At 53.0% G+C, this 20446-nt stretch carries 21 protein-coding genes, 1 tRNA gene and 1 pseudogene; 10 read left to right on the top strand and 13 right to left on the bottom strand.

The window, feature by feature from the left end; translation table 11 throughout:
* Positions 1 to 46 precede the first annotated feature (46 nt).
* Entirely contained in the window at positions 47 to 1096 is a 1050-nt protein-coding gene (locus MKZ35_RS12060) for a class I fructose-bisphosphate aldolase (RefSeq protein WP_482513527.1), read from the bottom strand.
* Between the two features lie 173 nt (positions 1097 to 1269).
* Here MKZ35_RS12060 and MKZ35_RS12065 point away from each other — a divergent pair, with 173 nt between their 5' ends.
* Positions 1270 to 2268, top strand: coding sequence for an OmpA/MotB family protein (locus MKZ35_RS12065; protein ID WP_482513528.1), 999 nt, complete (start codon positions 1270 to 1272; stop codon positions 2266 to 2268).
* 241 nt (positions 2269 to 2509) lie between these two features.
* Here the strand turns inward: MKZ35_RS12065 and MKZ35_RS12070 are convergent, their stop codons facing one another.
* The 3 genes from MKZ35_RS12070 to MKZ35_RS12080 form a co-directional block, all read right to left on the bottom strand.
* Positions 2510 to 5329, bottom strand: a complete 2820-nt coding sequence (locus tag MKZ35_RS12070; RefSeq protein ID WP_482513529.1) for a TonB-dependent receptor — start codon at positions 5327 to 5329, stop codon at positions 2510 to 2512.
* Between the two features lie 393 nt (positions 5330 to 5722).
* The gene (locus tag MKZ35_RS12075) at positions 5723 to 6259 is read right to left on the bottom strand and encodes a superoxide dismutase family protein (protein ID WP_482513530.1); all 537 of its coding nucleotides are present in this window, start codon (positions 6257 to 6259) and stop codon (positions 5723 to 5725) included.
* Positions 6260 to 6388: 129 nt separating this feature from the next.
* On the bottom strand, positions 6389 to 7564 hold the full coding sequence (locus MKZ35_RS12080) for a cystathionine gamma-synthase (protein ID WP_482513531.1): 1176 nt from the start codon (positions 7562 to 7564) through the stop codon (positions 6389 to 6391).
* Between the two features lie 217 nt (positions 7565 to 7781).
* On the opposite strand from MKZ35_RS12080, the gene MKZ35_RS12085 reads away from it, so the two are divergent.
* The 5 genes from MKZ35_RS12085 (at position 7782) to MKZ35_RS12105 (ending at position 10439) form a co-directional block, all read left to right on the top strand.
* Positions 7782 to 8501 (top strand): TVP38/TMEM64 family protein, encoded by a 720-nt coding sequence (locus tag MKZ35_RS12085; protein WP_482513532.1) that lies wholly within the window; start codon positions 7782 to 7784, stop codon positions 8499 to 8501.
* Between the two features lie 115 nt (positions 8502 to 8616).
* Positions 8617 to 8690: transfer RNA gene (locus tag MKZ35_RS12090), tRNA-Arg, on the top strand.
* Positions 8691 to 8898: 208 nt separating this feature from the next.
* A complete protein-coding gene (locus MKZ35_RS12095) occupies positions 8899 to 9183 on the top strand; it encodes a helix-turn-helix domain-containing protein (protein WP_482513533.1) in 285 nt (94 codons plus the stop codon).
* Positions 9184 to 9228: 45 nt separating this feature from the next.
* Positions 9229 to 10044 (top strand): restriction endonuclease, encoded by an 816-nt coding sequence (locus MKZ35_RS12100; RefSeq protein ID WP_482513534.1) that lies wholly within the window; start codon positions 9229 to 9231, stop codon positions 10042 to 10044.
* 11 nt (positions 10045 to 10055) lie between these two features.
* Positions 10056 to 10439: an ImmA/IrrE family metallo-endopeptidase gene (locus tag MKZ35_RS12105; RefSeq protein WP_482513535.1), complete on the top strand. Its 384-nt coding sequence runs from the start codon at positions 10056 to 10058 to the stop codon at positions 10437 to 10439.
* Between the two features lie 1195 nt (positions 10440 to 11634).
* On the opposite strand, the gene MKZ35_RS12110 is transcribed toward MKZ35_RS12105, so the two are convergent.
* The 3 genes and pseudogenes from MKZ35_RS12110 to MKZ35_RS12120 all read right to left on the bottom strand — a co-directional run bounded on the left by MKZ35_RS12110 (position 11635) and on the right by MKZ35_RS12120 (position 12986).
* Positions 11635 to 12243 carry a murein L,D-transpeptidase catalytic domain-containing protein gene (locus tag MKZ35_RS12110; protein ID WP_482513536.1) on the bottom strand — a complete coding sequence of 203 codons (609 nt, stop codon included), beginning with the start codon at positions 12241 to 12243 and terminating at the stop codon, positions 11635 to 11637.
* A gap of 5 nt (positions 12244 to 12248) precedes the next feature.
* Positions 12249 to 12398: pseudogene (locus MKZ35_RS12115) on the bottom strand (murein L,D-transpeptidase catalytic domain-containing protein); the annotation flags it as partial.
* A gap of 18 nt (positions 12399 to 12416) precedes the next feature.
* Positions 12417 to 12986 carry a hypothetical protein gene (locus MKZ35_RS12120; RefSeq protein WP_482513537.1) on the bottom strand — a complete coding sequence of 190 codons (570 nt, stop codon included), beginning with the start codon at positions 12984 to 12986 and terminating at the stop codon, positions 12417 to 12419.
* A 9-nt stretch (positions 12987 to 12995) separates the two neighbouring features.
* On the opposite strand from MKZ35_RS12120, the gene MKZ35_RS12125 reads away from it, so the two are divergent.
* On the top strand, positions 12996 to 13304 hold the full coding sequence (locus MKZ35_RS12125; protein ID WP_482513538.1) for a hypothetical protein: 309 nt from the start codon (positions 12996 to 12998) through the stop codon (positions 13302 to 13304).
* A gap of 119 nt (positions 13305 to 13423) precedes the next feature.
* Here MKZ35_RS12125 and MKZ35_RS12130 read toward each other — a convergent pair whose 3' ends face one another.
* Together MKZ35_RS12130 and MKZ35_RS12135 are read right to left on the bottom strand one after the other, a co-directional pair.
* Entirely contained in the window at positions 13424 to 14005 is a 582-nt protein-coding gene (locus tag MKZ35_RS12130; RefSeq protein WP_482513539.1) for a hypothetical protein, read from the bottom strand.
* The gene (locus MKZ35_RS12135) at positions 13993 to 14787 is read right to left on the bottom strand and encodes a toxin-antitoxin system YwqK family antitoxin (protein ID WP_482513540.1); all 795 of its coding nucleotides are present in this window, start codon (positions 14785 to 14787) and stop codon (positions 13993 to 13995) included. The genes MKZ35_RS12130 and MKZ35_RS12135 overlap by 13 nt, the downstream gene beginning before the upstream one ends.
* A gap of 111 nt (positions 14788 to 14898) precedes the next feature.
* On the opposite strand from MKZ35_RS12135, the gene MKZ35_RS12140 reads away from it, so the two are divergent.
* The gene (locus MKZ35_RS12140) at positions 14899 to 15144 is read left to right on the top strand and encodes a helix-turn-helix domain-containing protein (protein WP_482513541.1); all 246 of its coding nucleotides are present in this window, start codon (positions 14899 to 14901) and stop codon (positions 15142 to 15144) included.
* Positions 15145 to 15211: 67 nt separating this feature from the next.
* Here the strand turns inward: MKZ35_RS12140 and MKZ35_RS12145 are convergent, their stop codons facing one another.
* Together MKZ35_RS12145 and MKZ35_RS12150 are read right to left on the bottom strand one after the other, a co-directional pair.
* Positions 15212 to 15886: a hypothetical protein gene (locus MKZ35_RS12145; RefSeq protein ID WP_482513542.1), complete on the bottom strand. Its 675-nt coding sequence runs from the start codon at positions 15884 to 15886 to the stop codon at positions 15212 to 15214.
* A 29-nt stretch (positions 15887 to 15915) separates the two neighbouring features.
* A complete protein-coding gene (locus tag MKZ35_RS12150) occupies positions 15916 to 16857 on the bottom strand; it encodes a hypothetical protein (RefSeq protein ID WP_482513543.1) in 942 nt (313 codons plus the stop codon).
* Positions 16858 to 17256: 399 nt separating this feature from the next.
* On the opposite strand from MKZ35_RS12150, the gene MKZ35_RS12155 reads away from it, so the two are divergent.
* The gene (locus MKZ35_RS12155) at positions 17257 to 17571 is read left to right on the top strand and encodes a hypothetical protein (RefSeq protein ID WP_482513544.1); all 315 of its coding nucleotides are present in this window, start codon (positions 17257 to 17259) and stop codon (positions 17569 to 17571) included.
* A gap of 195 nt (positions 17572 to 17766) precedes the next feature.
* A complete protein-coding gene (locus tag MKZ35_RS12160; RefSeq protein WP_482513545.1) occupies positions 17767 to 18261 on the top strand; it encodes a hypothetical protein in 495 nt (164 codons plus the stop codon).
* Positions 18262 to 18528: 267 nt separating this feature from the next.
* Here MKZ35_RS12160 and MKZ35_RS12165 read toward each other — a convergent pair whose 3' ends face one another.
* Positions 18529 to 19377, bottom strand: a complete 849-nt coding sequence (locus tag MKZ35_RS12165) for a hypothetical protein (protein WP_482513546.1) — start codon at positions 19375 to 19377, stop codon at positions 18529 to 18531.
* 16 nt (positions 19378 to 19393) lie between these two features.
* On the bottom strand, positions 19394 to 20296 hold the full coding sequence (locus tag MKZ35_RS12170) for a DUF488 domain-containing protein (RefSeq protein ID WP_482513547.1): 903 nt from the start codon (positions 20294 to 20296) through the stop codon (positions 19394 to 19396).
* Positions 20297 to 20446: the final 150 nt, after the last annotated feature.

A 20446-nucleotide genomic window follows, 5' to 3' on the forward strand; every position in this document is an offset into this window, starting at 1 on the left:
TCAAAAGTCACTTCCTCATGCATCCGCTTTCCTTCTTCAGTAAACGTTAAGCAATTGTCACCTCGCTATCCAGATACACATCCTGGATGGCGTTGAGCAATTGTACACCTTCGGCGAAGGGACGCTGGAAAGCCTTACGACCCGAAATAAGTCCCTGACCACCAGCGCGCTTATTCACAATAGCTGTTTTAATGGCTGTTTCGCGGTCAGTGTCGCCCAGGCTTTCACCACCGGAGTTGATCAGGCCAATGCGGCCCATGTAGCAGTTGGCCACTTGGTAGCGAGTCAGATCAATCGGGTTATCCGACGACAGGCTCTCGTACATGGCCTTGTGGGTTTTGCCAAACTTCAGGTCGCGGAAGCCGCCGTTGTTTTCGGGCAGCTTCTGTTTGATGATGTCGGCCTGAATCGTGACGCCCAAATGGTTGGCCTGCGCAGTCAGATCAGTGGATACGTGGTAGTCTTTGTCAGCGGTTTTGAAGGCATTGTTGCGGGTGTAGCACCAGAGCACCGTAGCCATTCCCAGCTCATGCGCCCGCTCAAACGCCTGGCTTACCTCAATAATCTGCCGGTTTGACTCTTCCGAGCCGAAGTAAATAGTTGCGCCCACGGCCGTAGCGCCAAGGTTCCAGGCTTCCTCCACCGACCCGAACATAATCTGATCGAACTTATTGGGGTACGTCAGGAGCTCGTTGTGGTTGATTTTAACCAGAAAAGGAATCTTGTGGGCGTATTTGCGGGCCACGGTTCCGAAGGTCCCGAAGGTGGTGGCCACCGCATTGCACCCGCCTTCCACGGCCAGCCTGATGATGTTTTCGGGATCAAAATACATCGGGTTCGGGCCAAAAGAGGCGCCGGCCGTGTGCTCAATGCCTTGATCGACGGGCAGAATAGACATATAGCCCGTTCCGCTCAACCGCCCATGATTATACAGCTGACCCAGCGAGCGTAGCACCTGCGGCGTCCGATTGGAAGGCACAAAGCACCGGTCCAGAAAATCGGGTCCGGGCTGGTGCAGCAAGCCTTTATCAATCGTCTTGCACTCGTGCTGAAGCAGCGCCTGCGTGTCGGCGCTATGGTCAGAATAAGAGGCCATGCGTGGTTTCTTAGGGGAGACGGGAGCGGAAAACTACGGGGGGCAAATATAGGTCGAAAATCTCTTCGTACGGATGAATGATTGGAAGTTGGGGTCGGGCATGGCTACCTTGCCGCGGGGTGTTGCACCCAGCTACATTTGCCCCCCAGCCCTTTGTTATTCACCGTTCTATCGTGAAAAAAACTTCTACGCTCCTTCTCGGGACGCTGTGCCTGACGGCCGCCACGCTGCTGCCCGGCTGCGTTGCCTCCAAAAAATACGATGACCTGCGGGCCCGCCAAACGGCCACCGAACAAGCCAAAGCCGACCTAGAGCGCCAGCAGCGCCAAGCCGTGGCCGAGTTGAAGAAAGCCAGCGACGAGCTTGCCCAGCTGCGCCTCGACAATAAACGCCTGGTAGCCGACTCGACCCAGACTGGCAACGTGCTGCGCAAGACCCAAAGTTTGTATGGCGAGCTAAATCGCAGCTTTGAAAAGCTACTCAAAAACACCGACCGCGCCCTGGCAGATAAAACGGCCGACTACAGCAAAGTAGCCCAGGACCTAGCCCGCCGCGAGGCCGAATTAGGTAAAAGCCAGACGGAAATCGATAAGCTGACCGCCGACCTGAAAACCCGCGAAGCCCGCCTGGCCGAACTTCAGCAAGCCCTGGCCGAGAAAGACAAAGCCGTAAACGAGCTGCGCGCCAAGGTGAGTAAAGCCCTGCTCAGCTTCAACGACAGCGACCTGCAAGTGCAGCTCAAGGATGGCAAAGTGTACGTGTCGCTTTCCGAGCAGCTGCTGTTCAAGTCCGGCTCAACCAAAGTAGATCCCAAAGGCCAGGATGCTCTGAAGAAGTTAGCTACGGTATTGCAGGAGCAGCGCGACGTGAATGTGGTGGTGGAAGGCCACACCGATGATGTGCCGATCAGTAAAGGTACCGCCGGTATGCAGGACAACTGGGACCTGAGCGTATTGCGCGCCACCGAAATTGCTCGCCTGCTGACTACTAATGGCGTGACGCCGGAGCGCGTGACGGCCTCGGGCCGCTCCAAGTACGTGCCCATAGACGTGGCTAAGACGCCTGTGGCTCGCCAGAAGAACCGCCGCACCGAGATTATCCTCACGCCTAAGCTCGACGAGCTGTTTCAAATCCTGGATTCTAACACCAGCGCGCCACAGCCAAGCAAGTAGTATAACTTCAATAAAAAAGCCCCCCAGCTTTATTCTGGGGGGCTTTTTTATTATTTCAAACTGAAGAGTATGAACCTGTTTAGGAAGTTCTTAAAAACACTCTAAAACGTCATGCTGAGTTTGTCGAAGCATCTCTACCGCTTCGTTGCAATAGTAATCAGACGAAGCGGTAGAGATGCTTCGACAAGCGGACGCCAGATCCAGCATGACGGTCTGGCGACTTCCTAAACAGCTTCTATGCTTAGTTGGTGGGTAACGTTACGTTGAGACGCACGAAGTAATAGCCACCATTGAAACCAAACTGGTTAGCGTTATACACGAAGCGGTTGCGGTTGGTATTATCGAGGCTGGAGCTGAAGCTCGTGGCCGGATCCACCGAAAAGTTGTTAGGGTCGTTGCGCGGATTCAGGCGAAACTTGTCGGGGTACACGTCGAACAGGTTGTTGGCGCCCACCATTACGCTGAGCTGCTTGTGCACCTGCGCGCTGATAGTCAGGTCGGTAATCCATTTGGCATCGAAGGTTTGGTCAATGAGTTCGGCGCGGGCCGGGTCGGCGTCGCGGAACTGCACTTCGCCAAAACGCACGGTGCGGGCTTCAATCCCAAAGATGCCGTAGTTCAGGTTAGCAGCCAGATTAACCTTGCTACGGGGCTGCGCCGACTCGATGCGCGTTTCCTGCTGGCGGTCGAAGAGGGCATTACGCAGGTTGTTCACGCCTGTCGTCTGGTCATTATTGATGGTGGAAGATGAGCTGTTGAACCCCGTAACTTCCGTGGCGGTAAAGTTGGCGGCCACGGTCAGGCCCAGGCGCACATCAGGCCCAAGATTCAGGCGCTCATTAGCCACAATATCAATACCGCGGGTGCGGGTATCAATGGCGTTGGCGAAGAACTGCACCCGACTCACGGGCTGCGTACCCAGAATCGTGTTCACCGTCGGGTTGGCGCGCACAAACTGCGAGGACAGCACAATGCGGTCGTCAATATCAATCAGGTAGGCATCTACGGTCAGGGTAATGGTTTTGAGCACGCGGGCCGTCACGCCCAGGCTGCGGTTCACCGATTTTTCCTGCTTGAGGCTGCCTACGCCAAAGCCCGGCTGCGTGGCGTTGTCGAAGCTATTACGTACGATGGGGTTGTCGTTGTTTACCGTCAGAATCTGGTTGGCTACCCCACTCACAAACTGGGTGCTGGTATTGGTGAAATACCGCTGCTGCAGCGACGGCGCCCGGAAGCCATTGCCAAACGAACCGCGCAGGGCCAGATCATCGATGATACTGTAGCGAGCGGCTATCTGCCCGCTTACGTTCGAGCCGAAGTCACTGTAGTTCTCGGCTCGCCCCGCCACGCGTACCAGCAGGCTTTCCGTAATGTCACTTTCCAGATCGAGGTAGCCCGCGAGGTTATTACGCGACTTATCTACCTCATCCGTTGGCTGGTAGCCCGGAAACACCTGCGCGCCGGAGGCCGTGGGCGCAGTGCCAATCAGGCGCCCGCCGTTGGTGTAAGAGTTGAGCTCACCGGCCTCAATCTGAAACTGATCAACGCGAAATTCGCCCCCAAAGGCCACGTTTAACGTAGCCAGCGGCCCTAGGCTCGTGAACTTGCGGGACAAACCCAGATTGGTTGTATTCTGGTTGAACTGGAGCGCGCCGGCATAGAACTCCGTCTGGTTGCGGATATTCGGGCCCTGCGGCAAAGAAGCGTTGACGGTGTTTGAAATATCGAAGCTTAGCTCGTTGCGGCCAAACGTATTGCTCAAATCAGCCTCGAAGCCGCCAATAGTGGCCCGCAGGCCGGTAATGGCCGATTGGTCGTTGATGGTGGTGTTAATGAAAGGCAGAAAACCGTCCGGGAAAATGTTCAGGTCGCTTTGGGTCGGCTGGTTGGGCAGGCGGTAAAAGCCGGCGGCTTTGCCCGTCCGACGCGTTATACCCGCCGCCACGTAGGCCTCCACGGTGCCGCCCAGCTTATAGGCGGCATTCAGGAAGCCACCGTAGTTGCGCGATTCCGAGTTGCCGACCCGCATATTCTTGCGGTCGAAGCCGCGCTCCGCCACGATGGCGTCATCCTGGGCCTTGAGCGCCCGGCGCTTGGCTTCGGTATCGGCCGCGGTGCCGCCGGGGTAGTTGCCGCCGCTGCCTAGATAGATGAGCGGAGCCGTGTCTTCAAACGTGCGGTTGGTGTAGCCGCGGTTCAGGAATTGTCCGCTCACATCCAGGAAGCCCCGGCCGCCCAACCCAATGCCCACGTTGGCGTCGCCCTGAAATACGCGACCGTCGCCCTCGTAGTGCTGGCCGCCGGTGGCGCTGGCCGTTACGCCCGTGGTGTCGTCTTTCAGTTGAATGTTGATTACGCCGGCAATGGCATCGGAGCCGTACTGGGCTGCTGCTCCATCGCGCAATACCTCAATGCGCTTGATGCTGGCCAACGGAATCGTGTTCAGATCGGTGCCCACGGAGCCGCGCCCCACGGTCCCGTTGATGTTGACCAGCGCCGAGCTATGCCGCCGCTTGCCGTTAACCAGCACCAGTACCTGGTCGGGGCCGAGGCCGCGCAAGCTGGCCGGATCCACGTGGTCGGTGCCGTCGGAAATGGCCTGCCGCGACGACTGAAACGACGGAGCCGCGTAAGTAAGCACCTGGGAAACATCGACCTGGGCGAAGGCTTTGATTTCGCGGGCCGAAATAACGTCAACGGGCGCCGTAGTGAGAATATTGGAGCGACCCTCGGTGGCCCGCGAGCCGGTCACGACCACCTCATTTAGGTCGGTAGTGGCGTCCTGCAAGCGCACGTCGATGTTGGTGCGACCGTTCACATTAATCTGTTGGGTGGCGGAGCCAATGGCGGAGAACACCAGCACGGCGTCGGCGGGCACCTGGATGCGGTAGCTACCATTATTGTCGGTGCTGGTGCCATTGGTAGTGCCTTTTTGCAAGACGGTCACGCCCGGCTGAACTGAGCCGTTGCCGCCCAGCACGCGGCCGGTTACGGCTATGTTCTGGGCCCATGCGGGTGCTAAGGCCAGCACAAACACCAGAAAGAGTAGTAATTTTTTCATACAGAAAAGAAGGGTTTGGAAAAAAGAAGCAGAGTAAGCTAACAGCCACAACAGCGGCGTATCCCGCAGTCGAACAAGCGGTTAGAATCCGCCTGCACTGCGTACCTGGTATCTGGTAAGAAGAGAGAAAGTGTCAGCTTAAATAGAATCAGCAACAACAACGTGTGTCGGCCACGACGGCGAGCAAAGCGTAAGTTGATGGTGATAAAAGAGGCATTACTTCGAAAACGAAAATGCGTAAGCGACTGAAGAAATCGAATTCTAACTCTAGTATAAAGGATTTGTTTTATATATATCAACAGTTCAGTGGCTTTACACAGAAAAAAGCCCCCAGATTAGTATGGGGGGCTTTTTTAATATGGTGCTTTGCTGCTTCTTATTAAACTTTACGCACTATTGGTCCATCACCACGCCGCAGCCAATATGAGCGCCGGAGTTTCCCGAAGGCTGCGAGACATAATCGTCGGCATTGGCGTGCACGATGAGGGCTTTGTTGAGAATATTCCGGCTAGCGTCGCTGCCGCCAATGTTCCAGTCCTCGGCCGTAACGGCCAGAATACCGGTGCCATCGGTGCCTACCGTTATGTTGCCAATGTCGCCCCGGTGGTAGGGTGCTGTGCCCCGGCGGCCGTGCGGCTCGCTGGTGGGGTTCCAGTGCGGGCCCGCGTTCATAGCCGTTGGCCCGGAGCAGTCCCCGTTCTGGTGCAGATGGACCGCGTGCTGGCCAGGCGCTACGCCGCTTACCACTATGTATAACCGTACACCCCGGCCGCTTATTTGGCTGAAGCTGGCGGTACCGAGCAACGAACTGCCACTTTTTGCTTCCAGATCAGCGTGGGCCAAGCGCACGAGATTAACCGTGTCGTCGTCGTTGCAACCCGTTAGGGCGCACAGGGCTGCGAGTGAGCCGGCGTAGAGTAAGTTTTTCATAGTAGTGGTTTGGGGATAGGTTATAGGTTTGCGTGTCTCTTCTATACAGCAAACCGCCCGATCAAGTTACCTCTGACCGGGCGGTTTAGCCACTTATTTTATTTTATATCTTCTTAACTATCAGAACACTTACCTAACAGCTACCGCAAGCTCCTCCGTTACTTCTTGCCCAATCGCCTGCCGCAGATCATCGATCAAATCCTCCACGTCCTCAATGCCTACGCTGAGGCGAATCAGCGAGTCACTTAGCCCGGCTTTGCGGCGCTCTTCGGCCGGAATGCTGGCGTGGGTCATGGTGGCGGGATGACCACAGAGGCTTTCCACACCGCCTAAGCTTTCGGCCAGGGCAAACAGCTTCAGCTTTTCCAGCACGGCCACAGCATCTTCTTTGCGGTCACCCTGGAGTACGAAGCTGATCATGCCGCCGAAGTCGTTCATCTGCTTAGCCGCAATGTCGTGGTTAGGATGATCGGCGAAGCCGGGCCAATACACTTTCTCTACTTTGGGATGCGCTTTCAGGAACTCCGCGATGGCGCGACCATTTTCGCAATGGCGCTGCATGCGCAGGTGAAGGGTTTTGATGCCGCGCAACACCAGAAAGCAATCCTGAGGGCCAGGTGTGCCGCCGCAGGCATTTTGTAGGAAGCGCAGGCGCTCGTGCAGCTCGTCGTCTTTCACAATGATGGCGCCCATTACCACGTCGGAGTGGCCGCCCATGTACTTGGTGAGCGAGTGCACGACCATATCGGCGCCCAGGTCAAGCGGCGTTTGCAGGTAGGGCGTAGCAAACGTATTATCGACTACCAGCAAAGCACCAGCTTCTTTGGCTACGGCAGCAGCAGCTTCAATGTCAATTATGTTGAGCAGCGGATTGGTAGGCGTTTCCACCCAAATCAGCTTCGTGCGCTCGGTTACTTTCTCACGCACGGCGGCCATATCGTGCATGGGCACAAAGTGAAATTTGATACCGAGGGGGGCAAATACTTTAGTGAAAATGCGGTAGCTGCCACCATACAGGTCATTGGTCGAAATCACCTCGTCGCCGGGCTGAAGCAGCTTCACGATGGCGTCGGTGGCGGCCATGCCGGAGGCAAATGCCAGGCCGTGCTGCCCGTTTTCTAGCGCCGCCAGCGAATCCTGAAGCTGGGTGCGCGTGGGATTGTGCGTGCGCGAGTACTCATAGCCGCGGTGGTCGCCGGGCGAGCGCTGCACGTATGTAGAGGTCTGGTAGATAGGCGTCATGATGGCCCCGGTTTCAGGATCGGGGTGCACGCCGGCGTGGATGGTCTTGGTGCCGAATTTCATAGGAGAAGCGAAGCGAAAAGGTAAAGTTTACGGGGTGGGGCAAGAGAAGCCAAAGGTAGAATGTCGCGCGCGATTATTTTTTGGTAAACAAAGTCCCCGGAATAGCTTCTACCGCTAGCCACTTCTATAGCCTCACCCTGGCACGTAGCCTTTGCTGAATAGTTTACGTTCTACCTTCGGGCCGGCTGCGCACAGTCGGCCCGATTTTTTGCCGCCTATGTCTGTACTCAAAGAGCTTTTCCAGAAAAACGCGTCTACGCTGGTCTCCATGTTTTTGCTGGTGGCCTTGCCGGTGCTGGGTAGCTCTTCGCTCACCTTCTTGTTCTACCGCAATCAGGAGCTTTTGCAGCAGCTCACGCCCGTCCAGACTATTGTTTACTTCGTGGTCATTGCCTTTACTATGGCCTTCGCCCTCACGCCTACCACATTTGTGGCGCTGGTCACGGGGTTTTACTTTGGATGGGTGGGCCTGCCGGGTATGGTAGTAGCCTATGCGCTGGCCGCGTTGGTAGGCTACCAGATAGCCAGCTCCCTCGACCATGGCCGCATGCTCAACTTCCTGCACCACTTCCCCAAGGCCGACGCCGTGATGCGGGAGTTAAAAACCGAAAGCTGGCAGCTTATTGTGCTCACCCGCATCTCGCCGGTGCTGCCTTTCGCCCTCATGACTTTCGTGCTGGCTGTGATGCGCATTGACCGCCGCAAGTTTCTGCTGGCCTCTGTAGTGGGCATGTTGCCGCGCAGCCTGTTTTTCTACTGGTTGGGCACTAAGGCGCAGGATGTTATCAGCCTCGTGAGCGACCCGGACACGGGCACGGCGGGCAAGCTGCTGGTGATTGGGCTGATCATCGTATCGGTTTTTGGGCTTTACTACCTCTTCAACCGCGCCTTGAAGCGAGCCCTGAACCGCGGCACTGAAGAAACCGTTGAAAAATAAAATCTGACTCTCAGCAGCTTGCGTGTTATCTGGCAAAATTTTACGCTAAAAATGCCCCCCGGCTTGGACGTCTGAAATTTTAGCTCTTATCTTTGCGCTCCCCAAGCGGGATAATGGTTGTGTAGCTCAACTGGATAGAGCACCTGACTACGAATCAGGAGGTTTAAGGTTCGACTCCTTACACGACCACGAAAAACCCCCTCAGTAGCTTACTGAGGGGGTTTTTTATTTCTTTAGTATGCAATGAGTATGCAGCCCGTAAAAAAGGGGCTAAATGACGTTGAAGTTGGCTGGTTTCTCAAACGGTAGAGCATCGTCAAATATTTTTGGCGAAATCAGCAGAAAAAATAAACTTTTGGAAAACCCGATACTATAAGCTGAAAAAACACCCCAGCTTATGCCTTTTTCACTTTCTCCAAACGAATCCAGCACAATTGCCAAGGACATCCTCGTTGACCTCCTTCCCCACGTTATTGCGGCAGTTCAACAAGTCTCAAAAGCTTCCCGTCCGTCGTTAGTTCAGCTTACCGTTAAGGATGTCGCAAAGCAATTGCAGTTTTCCGAAAAAACCATCCACAAGTATATAGGGGAGGGTCGGCTACGCGCCAGCAACCTTGGCACCTCTGAGAAGCCCGTGTGGCGGATGAGCCAAAAGGCTGTTGATGATTTCTTGGCTGCTTGACATTGCTGTGAGCAAGTCTACTGTAACGATTCATTCTTCTCTGTTATGAACACCACCGCGAAAGGCGACTTGTTCGAAGAGAAAGCGTACGCGCTGATTGAACAGGCGGTGCAGAATGGGGAGCTGGGCATTCTTCCACAGAACAGCAAGGTCTTCAAGAAGAAGAAATACTACTCCCGCGACCGGGAGAAGGATATTATTTTCGACTTAGCGATTGAGGTATGGCTGCCCAATGCCCCCACTTACTCTTTCCTCTTCATCATCGAGTGCAAGAGCTACAGCCACCCAGTTCCGGTCAATGATGTAGAGGAGTTTTACGCCAAAATAATCCAAGTCGCAGGCGTCAACGTCAAGGGGGTCTTCATTACGGACAGCACGTTCCACGAGGGCGCATTCAAATACGCCCGCGCTAAAGGCATGATGCTGCTGGAAACTCATCCCGAAGGGTACAACATTCGGTTGCATAAGATAGACCGGTCCTTCACGTCCCCCTCCGAGGATGACCCACTGGAAGTTACCAACCACCTTCACTTGTTCCTCACCAACCTGTTCGCTCCGGCTGCGGAGCAGGTACAGGGCTTGCGTTACTGGTCGGCAGCAGCACTTGAGAAAAGCGCCTTGACATTACTGGGCGACTATAATCCTTCCCTGTTAAAAGAATACCGTCCTGTCGATATCGGCGGCTTTTTGACCTTTTTGGAAATTACCTACAGGCTGCGGATTGAAACGACGATGCTACTTGGGCACGACGTCTACGGTAATGCCATACTAGGCGAATTTGATGTGGCAGGCTCTATTATCCGCATTGCCCCTCCATCCGGCACACGCCCCGGTTCGCCTTTGTTCTGGCGCACGAAATAGGGCATTTCTTCTTGCACCGCGAGCTGCATCTGAGCCAGCAGCTCTACGACAGCTTCCGGGATTCTGCCTACAACGTGACGCTGGGCAGACACGAGTTGACCAATCCCAAAAACTGGATTGAATGGCAAGCCAATCAATTTGCCGCTGCCTTGCTGCTACCCGAGGACATCCTGCGGGTACACCTGATTGCCTGTCAGATACACCTCGGCATTTCCCGCAACCGGGGCATTATTTACCGCGACCATCAACCCGTCAACCGGGAGGACTACCGGGCTACCTTAGACTACCTCATCCTACGATTCGGCGTGAGTAAGACCGTCATCAAGTACCGCCTGCAAGCACTTGGAATCATCGTCAAACCTAAGCACTCCCGGTGGGTGCGCACGGGACGATGATTCCCGCCTTCTAAGTCTTGGTCAAGCAGTGGCTTATTTCTTCTCAAAGTGCCCCTCCACCACGCAGTAGCCGGGCGGCAAGTCACAATATTCCCAAGGGTAGATAGGTCCATGGTCCGGACAGTCAAAAAGGACCTCATATACATTTCCAGCTCGAAGCAGTGCCAGTCCCGGCTCTGCGGGTACTAGGTCCAAGCATTCTGCGCAAAAACAAGTTAGCAGCGGCAACCCCGAGTCACCTTTCAGTAACTCACCTGCTTCGTTTCTGAGCCAATTGCGCGCGAGAGTAGTCATGAAAGTGTAAGACTATGTTTTTTCAATTAGATTTTCTAGCCCTTTAATTAATGTTTTTCTTCTGAAAGGGTGTTCGCGTTTTCCACACTTTGCCGCGCTCTGCCAGAGGTGCCAACCACTTGGTTACCGACTGGAGACGCTACTACTAGCTATTTTTTGGTTACTGGTCCCCTGAGATAGTATAGATAACCAAACTGTGGGACTAGTTGCTCTACTAGAGCGGTTCTCAGGATGATTTACGGATTTAGACCTACCTTTTTGGGATGAAAGCTTACTCGCTTGATTTGCGCGAACGTGTGGCAGCGGGGGTGCTGCTCAGCCGTACTACGAACCTTGTTCTACTGGAACTTAAACCAATGTAAATAAGCGAAGTATCTCGCATAATGGCTGCGTGCGGCGGCGACGATTGGAGTTGCGCGAAAATATGCTGTGACAGCCCTTGCGGGTCCCAGCACTTCACGCCTACGAGGCTGCCTCCCAATTCTGCTGTTCGGTTCTTAGGGTCGTGGTAAAGTGTATCCTCGCTGTCTAACTGCTGGTTAAACAGAACAGCACTTTTCATGAGACTCTTATCGAATCGAGCAGGGGCGCTGCCCGGCACCTTATGCTGGCGGTGTTGATTCAACGCGGCGATATACGCCTGATTAAGCCGCAAGAGGTAGTCGTGTGATGGTATGCTGTGCTGCGGGGGTATCATAGCGGAATTACCCCCGCTACCCCCCGTTGCCAACATCGCCACCATGCTCAAGCGAATGCAACGGCGGACGGGTAGCATACGACGCAACATTGGGTGAAACATGAACACCAATCTGTCCATGGACTATGCGTAAAAGGCGATTTGTGATGATTCAATGACGCTGCCTGTCCAAATCGGATATGGATGATTAGCTGGCTGACAACCTCATCTATAAATCCAGACGAGACTTCCAGTCGTCAAAAAAGGTCTTAGAGCCGCTAGTGCCGCACGGGATACGGCAGGACACCCCTCGCTGCGCCCTATGCGCTTCGAACTTATGTAGGCTGAGGAGTGCAGAACGATACTGCGGGTCAGGGCATTGTCATTTGTCGCATCTAGTCCCGCCAGCCGGTAGGCGTGACCGTACTTCCCAATATATGCTCCAATTACCACGTAACGCCCAAGCGCCGTTTTATTGCTGCCTACTTGGTTTGAAAACCGGGTTGCCCGTAGGCTGCCACTGCGCCTGCCATGCATCACCCGCGTGGAGAACACGGGGCGCTGACTGTGCAAACTGTAGACCTGTAGCCTATTATTCGCGGAAGACAACCCCATATTAATCAGCACCGCATACTGCTGATTAAAGAAGGGATTTGCTTGGCAGATGCGCCGCGCTGCTACTTCCCGGCGTCCGGGCGGCAGGGTTCCGCTGTGATACTTGGTGCGGTAGTAGAGCGAGAGCACGGCGGTCCAGCGGCAATAAAGTCCTAGGAGAAGACTCCCTACCAACAGGAGCAGGATAAATCGTTGGGGGAACGGGTGTTTGGCGAGCATTGGTATCAGTGAGTCACGTACACAAGAGCCCCGCCTTGTATCACACCCGGCGCTATTCCGTTCAGGCGCATCGAGTAACCGAAACGACCGGTGCAGCTCTCCCCGGTCAGGAAGGTCCCCCACGAAGATTGTTCACTTCCATCTGCATTCAAGAATTTAGTCGCCGTCGTCTGTTATATGTCCCTGCCGTCCACATCGGCTTCGCCCTCATTTGCCCACTCCTGCATTTTGGCAGGCACCTCCTCATCGTTCTCGGAGTAGAGCCGTACCCGATGGTTGCGGCGAATACCAACGTAGAGTACGTTGGTTTCAATGTCCGCCATCAGCACGGCACCGGGGTTGCCGCCGCTGTGGGCTTGCATCCCCGACGCATAGAGCAGTCCATCCTCAACCTCAATGGGCGCTTCCACCTCCCAGATGCTTTTCAGGTAGGTATACTGGCTGCCCAGCAGTTTCTGTAATCGGGCTTTGAGCCGGGGATGACGCAGCAGCTTGACCGCGCTGGGGTCTTTCCCGTTGAACCGATAGAGAAAAGTTAGGTTCCGGGTTGGGACTGCCTCCTGAGCCGAACGGGCAGCCTTGCGACGGGCGGCACTTTCCTTGTCCAGCGTATTGGAAACCTGCGCTACATGGTGCACGAAACGTCTTACGTCCGCCCGGTACAGGTACAACCCTCCTACCAGCAGCAGGATAAGCAGCAGGCACCCGCAGCCCTGCTGCATTTCTTCTTCTTCTTCGCTCATGGTTATTGGATGGCTATCGAACCGACCATATCGGGTGGTCGTTGTTCTGCTGTTGCTGTCAGGGTTGCCGGCACGGGCGCTACTCCTGCTCTGCTGCCGGTTCAGAAGGTAGTGTGGGCTGTACTTCTCGAACACGGCACCTCGACGGCACCCTTGCAGATAACTCTTGGGCTCTACATGTCTGACAAACGCGTGCTTTTCGGAGCCCACCTACCACATCTGGGCTACGGCTTGGCTCTGCGTGTCAGCTCTGGGGTTACCGCCACTATGGGCTTATATCACCCACGCACAGAGCTGCCCGTTCTCGACTTCGATTAGAGCCTTTACATCCCAGATACTTTTCTGTCACTGTACTGGCTGCCCACAAATGGGTGGTAGTAACAGCGGGCACGATTAGCGCTTACATTTTTACGAATTTAGCTACGCTTGTTATTGCACTACTGAATAGGTCTACGCCCTAAGTCTTGTGTGAAAAAAACATCGGATTTAACATGTACCCCGTGCATTTTATTCATTTTGTTAATCAGCGCGTTTACTTGGCTTCGGAATGGAGTTGGCTCCTCCAAAGTTGACAGCGCAATCGGCATTATCCCATCAATGTTTGAAAGCCAAAGTTCACTGGGAATCATATACATCTTCTCAGAGCGACTCGTATTTTGTTCAGCCGAAACATCATACATGTTTGTGTTTGCATATATTTCAATAATAGAATTTAAAATATACTGTTTTAAACTCTCATTAGGGATAATTTGGTCTACAGTCTGCGGCAAATTATACTGCCTAACCTCCTCCTTATCTTTATCATCCAGATAACAGACACAACGAGGACCGATATCCGAGGTGCCGACAGGACCTTTAATGGTCAGCGATACATTGTCATCGAAATCTCCAATATCAAGATACTTTCGATTGAATGTAGAGCCTAACGAATAAATATTTATCTCAATAGATTTATCTACCAATTTTTGATTTAAATATTTTTTTATTACGATTCCCCTGTTTATACTTAAGGTATACATAGCTTTTTTCTTTCCACATCATCTCCTTTGGCGTTTTTAGTAGTCACGCCAACATCAATACTTTTGATAGGCTTATTCAACTGAGTTCGCACATTGATATAATTCACTATGGTGTCCAACGTTTGCATTCCAGCCTTATTCAAAATATAGCTGTTGTCATAGAAAGCAACGCCTCTTGTATCAATATCGCGCGTTACGTGTTGCATCTTAGAAGCTTCAGCTTTTTCTCGTTGAGAATCTGCGTATCGCTGGTTTAACTTTTTCTGCTCTTCGGCAGAAATCGGCGGCGCGGGGGGCACTACTTGCGCTGGGGCAGTTTTATCGGCTGCGTACGTCACGGTTTGTTCGCGCCCGTTGGCATCGAAGACAACGGTCACAACCAACGCATTGGTATTAGCATCACGTCCCGTCCACGTCCCGACTTCAACCCCGTTACGATAGTTACCGCTGAATTTCGTGTCGGGGCGGGTTTGAAAGGGGTTGAAGAATTTAGGGTTCAGATTCTTATAGTGATACCCAGCACCAGTCTGCGCACCGTGGACAAACGGCAGCGCCTCTACCACCAGTCCCTTTTCATTGTACCGGAGGTATCGTCCATGCCGCTCACCATTTGCATCTTCGGACCACCGCTCCTTCACCCCGAGGCGTTTGCCAGTTTGGTCCACGAAATACGTTTTGGCAGGCGGTAGTGTGGACTGTGTTTGTGCCACCGAGGCGGCTACTGATGATAGGGTAAGGGTTGCGACGAGCATAACGCGGCGCGACGTGGACAAGAAGTTCATTAAGATGGAAGCAGAGTAGAGATGAATTAGTGGTGATAAATATAAGGAGGCTTTCTTAAATGAGGCTTATAAGCCTCACATTACCCAAACGGCTCCGCGCAGCTTGCCGCCGTGAAAAATCCGGCAGGTATCAAGGTGTTCGCCGAGCGGTTGCGAGCGTTCCGAATAGGCAAGCAGTTCTCTCAAAAAGAGCTGGCTGACTTAGCCAATCTGGAACGGAGTACCGTCAGTCGGTTTGAACGCGGCTTGCTGGCACCCTCCCTTGATTCGCTAATTTCTATTAGCCGAATGCTGGGGATTGAGGTCCACGACCTTGTGAATGACCCGGCAATCACCCATTCAGACGACGGGAAGTAGCAGCTCCACAATCGTAGACGTTGCCCACAGTATGCTGATGCTGGACTAGGGCACTTACAAATCGTCCCTAGTCATCGAAGAAATGGTCGCCGCTAACCGGAGCGTAGTTGTCCAACGTGGCGAGCACAGAAAATTCAAATTGGCTTTCTTCCGCCATCTCACCGAGCAGTTTTTCGCTTCGCCGTAACAATGCGGCGGCTGCCAACTCTTTCACATGGGCAGGATTACCTTCCGCACTCAAGTAGTCGGGGTTAACGGTTGGGGCGACCCCTACTGCTGTCTCGAAAGAAACGCGTATCAATTCCTTCACCTGCTCCTCATGCTCGGGCATCACGACGACGGAGTCGTGAATGGTGGCGTACCAGATACCCCGCTGTCGCAACTCCGACCCGATAACCTTTAAAATAATGCCTGCCTCACGGCGCTGCATGGTTATCGCCAACTCCCCGTGTTCCTTGCCTTTATAGGCTTCGATGAGGTCGGCTACTTCTTCGAAGTGTTGGCGGAACACCTTGCCTTCCGGGGTTCTACGGGAATAATATACCGAGCAGAAAAATATCTTGGCGAAGAAGGTCTTTTTGAATTCGCTCCGGCTACGCTTGGTTATGGCAGCCGAATTGATGCCCATGAGCCTCATCATGTGCTCGTAGAACTCCCCTGTTGCCGTCAGGTCGATGTAGTGTTGCACCCTTGCCGGTAAGGGCTGCCCGGCGTACTTGTCCACGAGCAGCAGCGAGAGCAAATACGGCTGGCTGTTGCGGATGTCAAGGTTTACCAGCGTGCTGGGAAACCGCTTGTGAAAAGAAATTGGCGCAGCTCGCCGCTCAGGTTGCTTAGGTTGGTGAAGACGCGGCTGCTGGGGTCGGGCTGCTCGATAAAGTACTTGGCTTCGGCAATCAGCTGGATGCTCTGCTCGTCCGCGCCGTGCTTGTTTTGCAATAAGCTCGCAAGGTAAATACCCAGTGTAATACCTTGATTATCTTTTCTTTGTATCCCTTTTTTGACCAAGTGTACCGGAATAAGAGAATAAACAGATGAGGAGGGGAAAGAGGAGGTAGATTTGGTATGCCTTGCCTTATACCTATCCTCCTTCGCCGAGTACGAGTTGTATATACTCCGGTACACATTCATGACCTGTGGGGCATTACTCTTGTCAATTACCTGTGCCAGCACATCCTTGTATTCCTGCAACATCATCCGCGAACTTTCTAATTTGTCGTTGATGAACGCAGTGGCTGCCTTGTCGCGGATGCCAAGTTGGGCGAGGTTCTTCCACGTGATGGTCTTCGACCACTTCTGTTTGTAGCTGTAGGCGGCAGCGCGGAGTTTTTTGTCAAATCCCTGCTTCACTACGGGCTGCAAGCTTGCTCTTGAGGCGAACTCAGGGTTGATGCGGTAGCCGTAGGCTTTCTGCCCTTCTTTGCCATAGAGCTTAATATAGTCGCACTGGATAATGCCGAGCACCACCAATTGATTGAGAATGTCGTCCGCGTACCGGCGACCAAGAAAGCGGCGGAGCGTGTCCAGATGCAGAGGTGAATAGCCATCTGCCTCAATGCTGGAGTCAAATAGGCGCTGCTCCAAAATCTTGTGCAGGATGTAGTGGTATTTGTCTTGGTGGTCGTTGACGTACCGCTGGTCGTACCCGAGCGCGGCAAGTAATTGCGGAATATTGATGCGCGAGGGCACCAACAACTTGTGGTGAATAGCCATGAAGTGATTTTTTTTACCGGCGTTCCAGAGCCAGAAGTAATTTTTTGGCGGGTTGGAACGCAGCGGGAGAAAATCACTTGTAAAAACTCCCGCTGCCCCGGTCAGGTAAGCCCTGACAAGCTTGGCAAGAGTAATTGCACACCCTTGACGGGTGTTATAGTGCTGTTTTCAAAAAAGTTGTGCCCTATAAACTAATATTTCAAGAGAGGAGTGCAGAAATATATTTCTCCATCCTACAGTACTTTATTATCAATTGCAGAAATACATTTCTACAATTTTAGATATTCATTTAATTATTTACTTCGATGATTTCAACACCATAATTATTTTAAACTAATTGAAGCAGCAGAATATAAGGGGTGAAATCGACACACGGTTTCTTTTTAAACCCCTTAAATAATGTTGCAATTTGAAACCGGGTACCCTACCTACCCCCACATCGCAGACCAACAAGCTTATGCCTTGGGCTGTGAGCTGCTCGACATGCAGGACCGCTTGCTCGTATTCCAAAAAAACAGGAAAGTACGCCGCCTGCTGCAACTGGACTTGCTTGTCCGGGCACGGCAGCAAACTAAGCTCTTCTGGTTGAGCTTCGCACTCCACCGCGTTGTTAAAGGGCAATGTCTACCCGATGAAACGCTCCAGCAAGTAGTGGGGCAAGTCGAAGAGTGGATTCGACGGATGAAAAAGCTGGCTGTGCAAATTGGTGCCTAAACCGAAAAAGGTGCTTTAGCCAGTTTCTAAAAGCAGCGACCTAAAACCCACCGGCATTTCATCGTTGCGGCTGCTTGCTCTAGTGCCTGCTATTCGCCCACGATAGCCGCTCCCCTACTTCTAAATTTCTCTTTTATGATTTGCCCCAATTGCCTGACCAAAGACTTTTGCGAATGCGTGAAAGCCACCTTGAGAATGGAAAGCAAGCAACGCCGTGACGCAGCCGTCAGCGCCGTTGAAAATGCTTTACGAAAACACCGAATCGCCTATTTCCAATCAGGGGTACCGCACGTAGTAGTTATCGTGCAACCCAATGCGCCGGAAATATACTTGTCCCTGAAAAGCCAGCGCGATGGCTGGGGGTGCACCTTGTATCGGTACCGGTTTGCGGGAACGAACGAGTGGCACACCACCCGGCGCGATGATTTTTTCGACTGGTTGAAGAATCCCTCCGTGCCGGAGCAATTTATGCCCCACGGCACGTTCAAGGGCAAAGCGTTAACCGAGTTGCTGGTAACCACTCGGTGGCATTTAGAGTGGTGGTACAAGCAAAAGACCGTTCCTGCACGCCTCCGCTACACACTGGCGTTATTATTAGGGAAAGACATGCTCCCCCTCGATGACAGTGATACCTCAATCTTTTTGCCCAGCGCCGACAACGCTCATTCAACCATGGAGGCAAAATTCTAAGAGCCAATTCTCTCGCCCAGTATAACCACCGAAAAGGCGGGTTGAACATGTTCAGCCCGCCTTTTTAATACCTTTGCTTAGTCCACTGGTTCGCTACATGACCGGTAGTCCCGTCTGTCCAAGAGGGTCGGCGCGGCTGACCACTGCTCCCTCGGGGGTCTTGGTGACCATGAATGTTTGCCGATGGTGTGCGCCGCCACAATGGGAAAGATGCTCATGCTCGCGGCGGTTATCTACTCGACCAATAGTTCGTCTTCGGTGGAATGACTAAAATAGCTCCATCTGCCCTGAAGTCTTTGCTTTAGCCACTGGCTTGGTCAACTCCTCCTTCTTGGGGCAGAACACCCCAATAATGGAAAATGGGTTTGGGTAGTTCTTCATATGCGCCGTGTGGCGGGTGCCGAGGAAGAGATATAGGTCTTTCTGCGTGGTGAACTCATCCAGATATTTGGCTTTCACCTTCTCGCACGCAACACGCTCATCCCCATCTGCTCTAAGCAAGCAATTCCAATAGAGCGCCCCGATTTCCCAGTCCTCAATCATCAGACAACATGTCCTGCCCGCGTCGTCTTCGAACTCATAGTGGAAAGTATAGGGCAGCTTTTTGACTACTTGGATTTTATCGCCTTTTGGTTCAAAAAGGCTTTGCTGCTGAAGCGCCTGAAGTTTCTTAGCATCCCATTCCCGCTCAGTGGGGCGGCACTCAAATTTTAAGATGCGCGTGGGCTTGAACACCGCTAGCGAAGTAGGTGCCGGGCGCTGCCTCGACTCCTCAATAAGCTGCGTGAGGTTCGTATGCACGTTCTGAAGCACGACTGCTTTCCGCTCTGCCCAATTGCTCTGCGTCCCCACCGAGGAAAGAATGGTCGGCACCTCGTCGATGGTACGGGGTCGGTGGCTTTCTTTACGAATGTCGCTTTCGTTCTTCACCAAGTCTATTTCAACCCAGTCGTATTTTTTGTACTGGTTGATATAGTCCATGCTCCTAAACTTGATGGGGAAGATGCGAATCCACGACCCATCCGGCAGGAAACCCGCCGTGCAAACTAACTCATCGTACTTGGTAGATAGGGCGGGATAAGTTTTAACGGCGATAAGGACTTTGGTTTTGGGCATATAGCGGTAGGGGTAACTACAGGTGCTTCAACGGCACGTCAAAAGCAGGGCGATTGACAAGGGCTTGCGCCACACGACCACGATGGCATTGACAGTGCGAAGCCTCGAAGCAAGTTAAGGCGACCCGTCCGTAAGTACCTAATAGTTCCACGATTTTATCCAATCCCTCGCCTTGATGAATAAGGTAATTCGCTTCGTAATCCGCAAACAGCTCGTCGTAATCTCGCTGGCTATTCAAACTCTGGCGCTTGCTGCTCTCGATGCCTAGCTCGGGGAGGTGCACATAGATAATGTCAAGAGCGGCGCAGACCTTTTGCAATGTCCCTTTCGAGAAGCCCACTTTCTGGCTCAACGGGTTACGGCGCACGTCGCACAGCACCTTTACATCATTAATAATGAGCTTATTAAAGTATTTCTCAAGTGATAACCCTTCATACCCTATCGTGAACAAAGTAGAGGTGTGCTTCTGGGGAATCTGTTCCTGCACCCTCTGGTACTGCGCGGTCGTGAGCACGCGCTCGGCAATACGACTCTTGATGGCGTAGTAGGGGTAATTGATGTATGTCTCCGTAATCAGGGCGTCCGTATCGTGCCCTTGGTACGTTCTGAAAGCATGAAGCACCGCAGATTTATCCTCCGGCTTCAACTGCGCGATGAACCCACCGGGGGCAATCAGTTCATATTGATTTTCTGACTCCCTGATGTATCCATATTTCGTCAGCGCGCTGATATCCCACCCTATCTGGTAGGAATAGCATCCGTAGTGGTAAGGCAAGAAATCGAAGGAGGCTATTTTCTGATGGCGGGCTACGAGGAAAAGTAGCTTTTGCAGGGACAACTTTGACAGCTCTCCACCGAAACTCTCCAGTAGCCCTAGTAACACCTTTCTCCTGTAATACATCATGGCGCAAATGTACACTTTAAATAAAACTAATTTTATTAGTCAACAAAGGCGCTGTGCGTTGCCACAACAATGACCGCCCAATATAATTAGCAGCACTCCACCTTTATACTTGGAGCTACCCGATAGGAGCCTTCTTCAACCTTTTTTGAACTCGCCTACAGGGTC

Source organism: Hymenobacter sp. R533113 (assembly GCF_056835965.1).

Bases quoted from the DNA above. Each gene is read 5' to 3' on its own strand.
- MKZ35_RS12060 (WP_482513527.1), bottom strand. From the start codon at position 1,096: ATGGCCTCTTATTCTGACCATAGCGCCGACACGCAGGCGCTGCTTCAG.
- MKZ35_RS12070 (WP_482513529.1), bottom strand. From the start codon at position 5,329: ATGAAAAAATTACTACTCTTTCTGGTGTTTGTGCTGGCCTTAGCACCC.
- MKZ35_RS12075 (WP_482513530.1), bottom strand. From the start codon at position 6,259: ATGAAAAACTTACTCTACGCCGGCTCACTCGCAGCCCTGTGCGCCCTA.
- MKZ35_RS12080 (WP_482513531.1), bottom strand. From the start codon at position 7,564: ATGAAATTCGGCACCAAGACCATCCACGCCGGCGTGCACCCCGATCCT.
- MKZ35_RS12085 (WP_482513532.1), top strand. From the start codon at position 7,782: ATGTCTGTACTCAAAGAGCTTTTCCAGAAAAACGCGTCTACGCTGGTC.
- MKZ35_RS12095 (WP_482513533.1), top strand. From the start codon at position 8,899: ATGCCTTTTTCACTTTCTCCAAACGAATCCAGCACAATTGCCAAGGAC.
- MKZ35_RS12100 (WP_482513534.1), top strand. From the start codon at position 9,229: ATGAACACCACCGCGAAAGGCGACTTGTTCGAAGAGAAAGCGTACGCG.
- MKZ35_RS12110 (WP_482513536.1), bottom strand. From the start codon at position 12,243: ATGCTCGCCAAACACCCGTTCCCCCAACGATTTATCCTGCTCCTGTTG.
- MKZ35_RS12120 (WP_482513537.1), bottom strand. From the start codon at position 12,986: ATGAGCGAAGAAGAAGAAGAAATGCAGCAGGGCTGCGGGTGCCTGCTG.
- MKZ35_RS12125 (WP_482513538.1), top strand. From the start codon at position 12,996: ATGGCTATCGAACCGACCATATCGGGTGGTCGTTGTTCTGCTGTTGCT.
- MKZ35_RS12130 (WP_482513539.1), bottom strand. From the start codon at position 14,005: ATGTATACCTTAAGTATAAACAGGGGAATCGTAATAAAAAAATATTTA.
- MKZ35_RS12135 (WP_482513540.1), bottom strand. From the start codon at position 14,787: ATGAACTTCTTGTCCACGTCGCGCCGCGTTATGCTCGTCGCAACCCTT.
- MKZ35_RS12150 (WP_482513543.1), bottom strand. From the start codon at position 16,857: ATGGCTATTCACCACAAGTTGTTGGTGCCCTCGCGCATCAATATTCCG.
- MKZ35_RS12155 (WP_482513544.1), top strand. From the start codon at position 17,257: ATGTTGCAATTTGAAACCGGGTACCCTACCTACCCCCACATCGCAGAC.
- MKZ35_RS12160 (WP_482513545.1), top strand. From the start codon at position 17,767: ATGGAAAGCAAGCAACGCCGTGACGCAGCCGTCAGCGCCGTTGAAAAT.
- MKZ35_RS12165 (WP_482513546.1), bottom strand. From the start codon at position 19,377: ATGCCCAAAACCAAAGTCCTTATCGCCGTTAAAACTTATCCCGCCCTA.